This is a genomic window from Brevibacterium sp. 91QC2O2, from assembly GCF_024580695.1.
GTDB lineage: Bacteria > Actinomycetota > Actinomycetes > Actinomycetales > Brevibacteriaceae > Brevibacterium > Brevibacterium moorei.
In genome coordinates this window covers 1-6,836 of sequence record NZ_JANIJY010000042.1, presented here as the reverse complement: position 1 = coordinate 6,836, position 6,836 = coordinate 1, and the positions used below count along the sequence as shown (strand labels likewise).

Below are 6,836 nucleotides of genomic sequence, written 5' to 3'. Positions count from 1 at the left end.
CGACTGCTCAGCGTCTCGTCCCGGCTGCGAATCGGAGAGTCCGGCTTCAGTGGCGGCTGCCTCGCGGAGTCACCGGCCGACCCGCCCACCAGACATAGCCGATCGCCGCCAGTAGGCCCCCGCCCAGGATCAGCGCCCACCAGGGGAAGCCGGGCACGTTCGGGGCGGATGTCCCGGCCTCCTGATCAGCCGGCGGGGTCGGGAAGATCCGCTGAGCGGTGACCAGAATCCGCTGGGAGTTGATGCCCAGCGGAGTGCAGGTGACCAACGTGACCAGATCCTTGCCCGCCTCGGGCCGCAGGGATTCGGTCTGGTCCGGGTCGACGACCTTGGTCGATATCACCTGGTAGGCCAACACTTCGCCGAAGGTCGTCAGAGTGAAGTGATCACCCTTGCCGAGCCTGTCCAGATGGGTGAACATCGTTGCCTCCGCCAGGCCACGGTGACCGGTGATGACTGCATGGGTGTCTGCACCGCCCACGGGCAGGCTGGTGCCCTGTAGCTGGCCCAGGCCCTTGAGCAGGGTTTCGTCCGAGGTCCCGTGGTAGATCGGCAGATCCAGATCGATCTTGGGGATCCGCAGGCGCGACATCACCGGGCTGCGACCGTCGTTGAGGGCCTCGTCATAGGTGGGAACATCGGGTGCCCTGGAATCCTCGCCCGCCGCCGGGGTGCGCCCGGAGGGGATCCGGTGGCCGGCCTCCAGGGTGGCGCCGAATTCCAGCTGCTCATTATAGGCACGGGCTGCCTTGAGCTGTTCCGCATTGGACTTGGCAGCGCCGTCGTGGACGGTGCCGGCCTCTTCGACGATCTTCGACTGGTCCAGCTGGTTGAACCACGCTGCGACGGACGGGTACGTCCACACGCTCAGGCCCACCAGGGCCACAACGGCGATGAAGGCCGGAAGTTTCGGGAAACGCCAGCGGCGCAGTCCGGCTTTCGCCGGCCTGCGCCGCTGCGTGAGCATATCGCTCATAGTCGTGCTGCTACCCGATTGCTCACGCGTTCGTCTTGCGACGGTTGGCGGCGACGATGCCCGCACCCGCGGCGATCAGCAGCAGGGCGATACCGGCGATGGTCGCCAGCAGCTTGCCGTTGGCACCGGTCAGGGGCAGCTCCGGGTGACCGGACTGCGTGTTGGCGACCTTGGCGATGGCGGCATGGGCGGTGTCACCGGCATTGACGGTCACGTTGATCGGCGTGGAGTCCAGCACGTAGCCGGCCGGGGCCTTGGTCTCGACCAGGGTGTAGTCCTCGGTCGTGTCATCGTCGTTGCCGACCCACAGGGTGATGCCGGCCTTGCCGTTGGCGTCGGTCACCAGGTGGCCGACGACCTTGTCACCGTGCTTGACATCGAATTCCGCACCGGCCAGGAACTTGGACTCATCGTCCTTGGCGTACTTCACCAGGTCCAGCGAACCCCAGTTGGTGGTGGGCTCATTGGTCTTGGTGCCGGTCTCGTGCTTGGGGTCGTTCGTGTAGACGATGGCCTGGTTCTCGACCGTGCCATCCCCCTGGTCCTTGACGGTGGTGGTGATGTGGGCGGTCACGACCTGCGCAGGCTTGAGCTTGGCGACGCCTGCGGCGGTGAACTCGACGGTGACCTTCTGGCCATCGACGTTCACCGTGTAGTCGGTGCCCTCGGTGAAGCCGTCGACGGTCGTGGACTTGTAGCCCAGGCGGGGGTCCAGATTATCGCCGATGGAGAAGTTGGCGATCTTCTTGCCCTTGGCGTTGACCGGTGCCTTGATGTCCCAGGTCACGTCGGAGCCGATGACCACGTTCGAAGGATCGTTGGCCTCCTTGACCGGAGTGCCCTCCTTGACGGTGTTCTTGGGGTAGACGTTGACGTCGTACAACCAGCCGCCCTTGCCCTGGGGCAGAGGCAGGGTCACCAGGAAGTCGGCGGCCTTGGCGGTGACGGCATCCGAGTTGGACTCGACGACCTTGTACAGGCCCAGGTCCAGGTTGGACCAATCGATTTCCCCGGCTGCGTTGGTGGTCTTCTCGCCCACCTTGGTCAGTGCGGTACCGGTGTAGTCACCGGCCGTGGCCTGCGAGGCCTCGGTCCAGCCGGCGTTCGTCGTCAGGTCGACGTCGTTGACCTTGTAGAGGGTGAAGCCGATCCCTTCGAGGGGGTTGCCCAGCGCGTCGGTGTCGGTGATCTTCGAACCATCGCCTTTACCGCCGGGGTTTTCCGAGTCGTACTTGTGCAGGGTGATGGAGCCCTTGGCCGTGGAGTCGATGTTGCCGACACCGGTGACTTCAACGGCGTTGGCGGCACCGGACAGGCCGGCGACGCTCAGAGCGGAAGCGGCCGCGATGACAGTCAGACGCTGCCACAAGCCGAACTTCGAGTTTCCCATGGGTGTTTCCTTTCAGGGGTGGCCGGATGGCCGGGTAGGGAGAATCGTGGGTGGGTTTGCTGTTGGAGGGCTCAGGCGCTGCGGCGTCGGCGGATGCCGTAGACCGAGGCGGCTGCTCCGGCGACCAGCAGGGTCGCCCCGCCGGCCAGGACGAAGGCGTCCGTGCCACGGCCGCCGGTCAGCGGCAGCGCAGGCGCTTCGGCCTGTGTGTTGACGATCGTCCCGATGTTCAGGGCCAGATCATCGCCCTTGACGGTGAACTGGTGTTCCTTATCGTCGAGCGTGTAACCCACGGGAGCCTTGGACTCCCGGAGGGTGTAGTCGCCCCAGTGCAGACCGTCGAGCTTGAAGGTGCCGGCGGCAGGGTCCTTGTCAGCACCCGTGCACGCGTCTGCATTGTCCGCAACACAGTCCTCGACGGTGGCGGTGGAGTCGCCGGGACCAGTCAGGGTCCAGACGGAGCCGGCCAGGCCGTGGCCTCCATCGTCGACCTTGGACCAGGTGGCCTGGCCGGGTTTGTCCGAGTTGGTGATCGTGCAGGTGACGTCCTTGCCGGACTTCAGGTCGACCTTCGCATCCGTGACGTCCACGGTGTTCTTATCGGCGTCCACGCAGCTCCAGGCGCTTGCCCGGTAGCCGGCATTGTCGCCGGATTCGGACAGGGTGTAGCCGCCGGCCGGAACGCTGACCGTCGTGACATCGGCGGTGCCGGTCTTGCCCTCGATGGTCTTGTCTGTACCTTCTGCTTTGAGCGTCCAGTCGGAGGCCGTGCCATCACCGGAGTACCTGTTGTCGACCTGCTTGACCAGGCTCAAGTGGGAGCCCGCGACCTTGTTCGTGTACGAGCACTTCACGGAGTCGCCAGGCACGATGCCCTTCAGTGACTTCGTGTTCTCGTCATCGAGCTTGGCCGTGGTCGTGGAGCCGTCCAGGTGGGTCACGGTGCACGAACCCGCGTGGAAGGCGTAGCCGGACTGCTGGACCTCGGAGACGTCCACCGTGGCTTGAGAGAAACTGGTGCCGAACTTCAGCGCCCACTTCGCATCGCCGGAGGCGTTGGTCTTCTGGGTTGCGACGGTGGGAGCCGCGTCGACCGTGCCCGAGGTGGCGGTGGCCTTGGCGCCCACCGTCCAGTCCTTGGCAGCGGTGGCGTTCTCGCCCTTGGCGTCCGCGACGTCCTTGTGGATCGTCACATCGGCGGTCAGCGGGGCGTTCTTGATCGTGCAGACGACCGCCTTGGCGCCGACCGGGATCGACACCTTGCCCGAGGTCCCGGTTCCGCTGGCATTGTCCATATGCCGACCGTCGGCTTCGCACTCATAGGCCGAGGCGTAGTCGCCCAACCGGGTATTGCCCACACCGGCTTCCGAGAAGGTCAGTTCGGTTTCGCGCTTGGCCGGCTGTGGGCCGACGATCTGGTCCTGGATGCCGATGTCGCTGCCCTCGGTAGTGGCCTCGCCCAAAACCGTGCTGCCCTGCTTGGCGGTCAGGTGGAACTGATCGGCTGCCTGCGCGCGGCCCACCACGTCCTTGCGGACGGTGATCGTGGCCGGAGAGGAGCACGAGGCCAGGTCGGTGCTGGACAGGCCACGGTTGACGAAAGTGGCCTGGTTCGACCAGTTCGGCATGTCATAGGACTGCACGGTACTGCCCGAGCCCAGATAGGCCTTGCCATCGGAATCGAAGGCGACGCCGTTGACATTGGAGGTTGTGTCATAGGTACCGGACACCGAGGACGTGATGCGACCGCCATTGCCCCGCGCCAAGTTCGCAGCTGTCACCGAGAAGACCTTGGTCTTACTACCGCTGCCCAGGACCACGAAGAGGTTGCCGTCGGCATCGAAGGCGATGTCGCCATTCGCACCTGACTCACGGGGAATCCCAGGTGCGCTGATGTCGCCCACGTAGGTGGGCGAGCCGGACCCCGTGTACTTCCAGATTTTGAAAGTCTGGTTATTACTCGACCCAGAATATCCACCGAAGTAGTAGTCCCCCGTGGCCAGGTTCACGGCACCGGCGACGAGACTACTGGCCCGGTAATTATCGGACAGCGAATAGTCGGTCTTCTTGCTCCATGTGCCGACGGTCGGGTTGTACTGGTAGATCGTCATATTCGATCGATCACCGCGCTCATAGGCGTAGATCGGCTGGCCGTCGGTACCGATGCCCAGTCCGTTGAAGGAAGAGACCGGATTCTCCCTGGGATTTCCCCACCAATCGTAGGTGGTGGACGTTGCCTTGTTTCCAACTTCCTGCACATTACCGTTGGTGACCTCTTGGAGCTGCCCGTTCGCAGACACCCCGTAGACAACCCCCGCATCGCAGCGAATGGTGCGTGCCGCGGCCTGCGGGCCGATGTCGACGGACTTCACCGCGTCTTTGGAATTCGCAGCCGATGCCGTTGCGCTGGAAGTGGAGTCCGCGGTCGACCTGCTCGTCGCGGTGGACGTCGCCGTCGGATCGGCGGTGACCTCGGCGGAGGTGCTCGGTGCGGCCCAAGAGGTCCCGGCGCCGAATCCCACGCCGGTGGCCGTCAGCGCCACGGTGGCGACAACCGCGCTCAGTCGTTTCAGGCTACCGGGACGAGCGCGCCCGGTGGCGTGTTCAGGTTTCTTCACTACTACTGCTCCTCAGATGGACCTGCTGGGGAGCAGGTTCGAGCTCGATACGCGCCCAAACCTACGAGGGAATCGAGAAGAACCCATAGGTATCCTGCGGAAGATAGGTAGTCGCGCCAAACAGCCGCTCGTAAATCCGTAAAGTGTGCGTAGTAATTCGCATCACCCAAGGGGGAGATTCCGCCCTAGCGTGACTCCCTACCCCACCCGATTACCCCAAGGGGATATTGAACAGCGGCGCGAAGGTGAAACCCTCCACTGCTTTGTTCCCCTGCACGCGCAGAACTCCGGGATTCTCATGGATCAGGTAGCCGGCAGGAGCCCGCGTCTGCATGACCGTGTATTCGCCGTCGGCCAGCACACCCACCCGGATCCGGCCCGGCGCCGGATCGTAGTCATTGGCGCCGTTGTCCTCCACGATCGCAAAGGTGCCATCGGGCCCGGTCAGGCGCCAAGTCGAACCGCCCAGCAACCAACCGGGGTCGGTGGTGTCGGTCGCCCCCATGTCCAACAGGCACCAGGACACGCTGCCCGTGCCCATCACCTCGGGATCGCCGGTCGGGCCCATCCCCGTACCCGTATCCGGTGCGTCGGGGCACGGGCCACCCGCAGTCGGGGCCTCCCCCGGCACCGTCGTGGCGGCCGGCGGCCGGGGCGTGTTCGGGACCGGCGTGCCGCTGGGGACCGAGGATGTCACAGTAGCCGTCGGCGAGGTGCCGGGCACGGGGCTCGCAGTCGGGCTGGACGTGGTAATAGACGGCTCCGGGCTCGGCACCGACGGCACGGGTGCGGTCGGCGCCGTGGCCTCGGGTGCGGGGGCAGTGGGTACGGCCGAGGTGCTCGGTTCCGGTTGCGCGCAGTTGCCCAGAGCGGCCTCCTGCAGGATCGCGGGCAGGTCCTCGTAGTCACCCACCAGGTGGTAGTCGGAGCCGGCATCCGGTCCGGAGATCACCCGCAGGTTCGAGGCATCGACGCTCTCGCCCACTCCCAGCGCGACGATCCGCGTTCCGGCGGCCTGCAGCGCTGTGGCCGAGGCCTTGGCCCGCTCCAGGTCGATCGCATCGGTGCGGGTCCCCAGGTCACGATTGCCCTGCTGTCCCGGCACGCCATAAGCGGTGGGCCTGCCGTCGGTGACGAACAGGACAAGATCGTAGCCCGTCCCCACCTGGGCCAGGCCCCAGTCCCAGTTCGTGCCGCCCACGGACGCGGGCACCCGCTGGAGGTCGTCGATGGCCGCATGCACGGTCCCGGCCCCGGATTCCTCGGCGACCGGGGTTGCGGCCAGGGGCTGGTTCGTCCGGTCCGGGGCATAGCTGGCGAAGGTGTACAGGCCCACGCTGCTGGGCGTCCCGGCCAGGCCGGAGACCATCCTATGGGCGGCCCGCTTCGCCTGGGCCACGTCCGCGGCACTCAGCGAGGACGACATGTCGAGGACCACGGCGACCCGCAATCCGCAGCGCGCGGGCAGCGGCGGATTCGTCTGGGCGAACGCGGGGCGCGCGAACAGCGCCAGGGTGCCCAGCAGCAGGCCCAATACGCACAGGCCGGCGCCCCATCGACGCCGCGTTCCCCCACCAGACATGGTTCCTCCGGATTGGAACCGCACACTTCGAACTGCGGACCGATATGGCCGCTCGTGCGGTATCTCAACCTATGAATATAACAGGCGGCACACCACGTGATTCCCCCCTCCGAATAGCAGTCACCTTGGTCTTGAAAACCGGAGGCGGTCTCAAGGTGCTAGTGCAACACCCTTCCCAGGAGGGGCGTATGCCATACATCGCAGTGAACTACTCGAACCAGGAATGGTCCGAGGTGCTTAACGAGATCGTTCGGGGAATTCCTGTCGCCC

The 6,836-nt window shown here is 65.6% G+C and carries 4 protein-coding genes; all 4 read right to left on the bottom strand.

Going from position 1 to position 6,836, the window contains the following annotated elements:
• Positions 1 to 46: 46 nt before the first annotated feature.
• Positions 47 to 976 (bottom strand): class C sortase, encoded by a 930-nt coding sequence (locus NQ036_RS15245; protein ID WP_257059970.1) that lies wholly within the window; start codon positions 974 to 976, stop codon positions 47 to 49.
• Positions 977 to 998: 22 nt separating this feature from the next.
• Positions 999 to 2,366: a SpaH/EbpB family LPXTG-anchored major pilin gene (locus NQ036_RS15240; protein ID WP_257049441.1), complete on the bottom strand. Its 1,368-nt coding sequence runs from the start codon at positions 2,364 to 2,366 to the stop codon at positions 999 to 1,001.
• Between the two features lie 71 nt (positions 2,367 to 2,437).
• The gene (locus tag NQ036_RS15885; RefSeq protein WP_257059968.1) at positions 2,438 to 4,984 is read right to left on the bottom strand and encodes a prealbumin-like fold domain-containing protein; all 2,547 of its coding nucleotides are present in this window, start codon (positions 4,982 to 4,984) and stop codon (positions 2,438 to 2,440) included.
• A 211-nt stretch (positions 4,985 to 5,195) separates the two neighbouring features.
• The gene (locus NQ036_RS15230) at positions 5,196 to 6,566 is read right to left on the bottom strand and encodes a VWA domain-containing protein (protein ID WP_257059965.1); all 1,371 of its coding nucleotides are present in this window, start codon (positions 6,564 to 6,566) and stop codon (positions 5,196 to 5,198) included.
• Positions 6,567 to 6,836 lie beyond the last annotated feature (270 nt).

Excerpts from the sequence above, each read along its gene's own strand:
- NQ036_RS15245 (WP_257059970.1), bottom strand. The coding sequence starts at position 976 with ATGAGCGATATGCTCACGCAGCGGCGCAGGCCGGCGAAAGCCGGACTG.
- NQ036_RS15240 (WP_257049441.1), bottom strand. The coding sequence starts at position 2,366 with ATGGGAAACTCGAAGTTCGGCTTGTGGCAGCGTCTGACTGTCATCGCG.
- NQ036_RS15230 (WP_257059965.1), bottom strand. The coding sequence starts at position 6,566 with ATGTCTGGTGGGGGAACGCGGCGTCGATGGGGCGCCGGCCTGTGCGTA.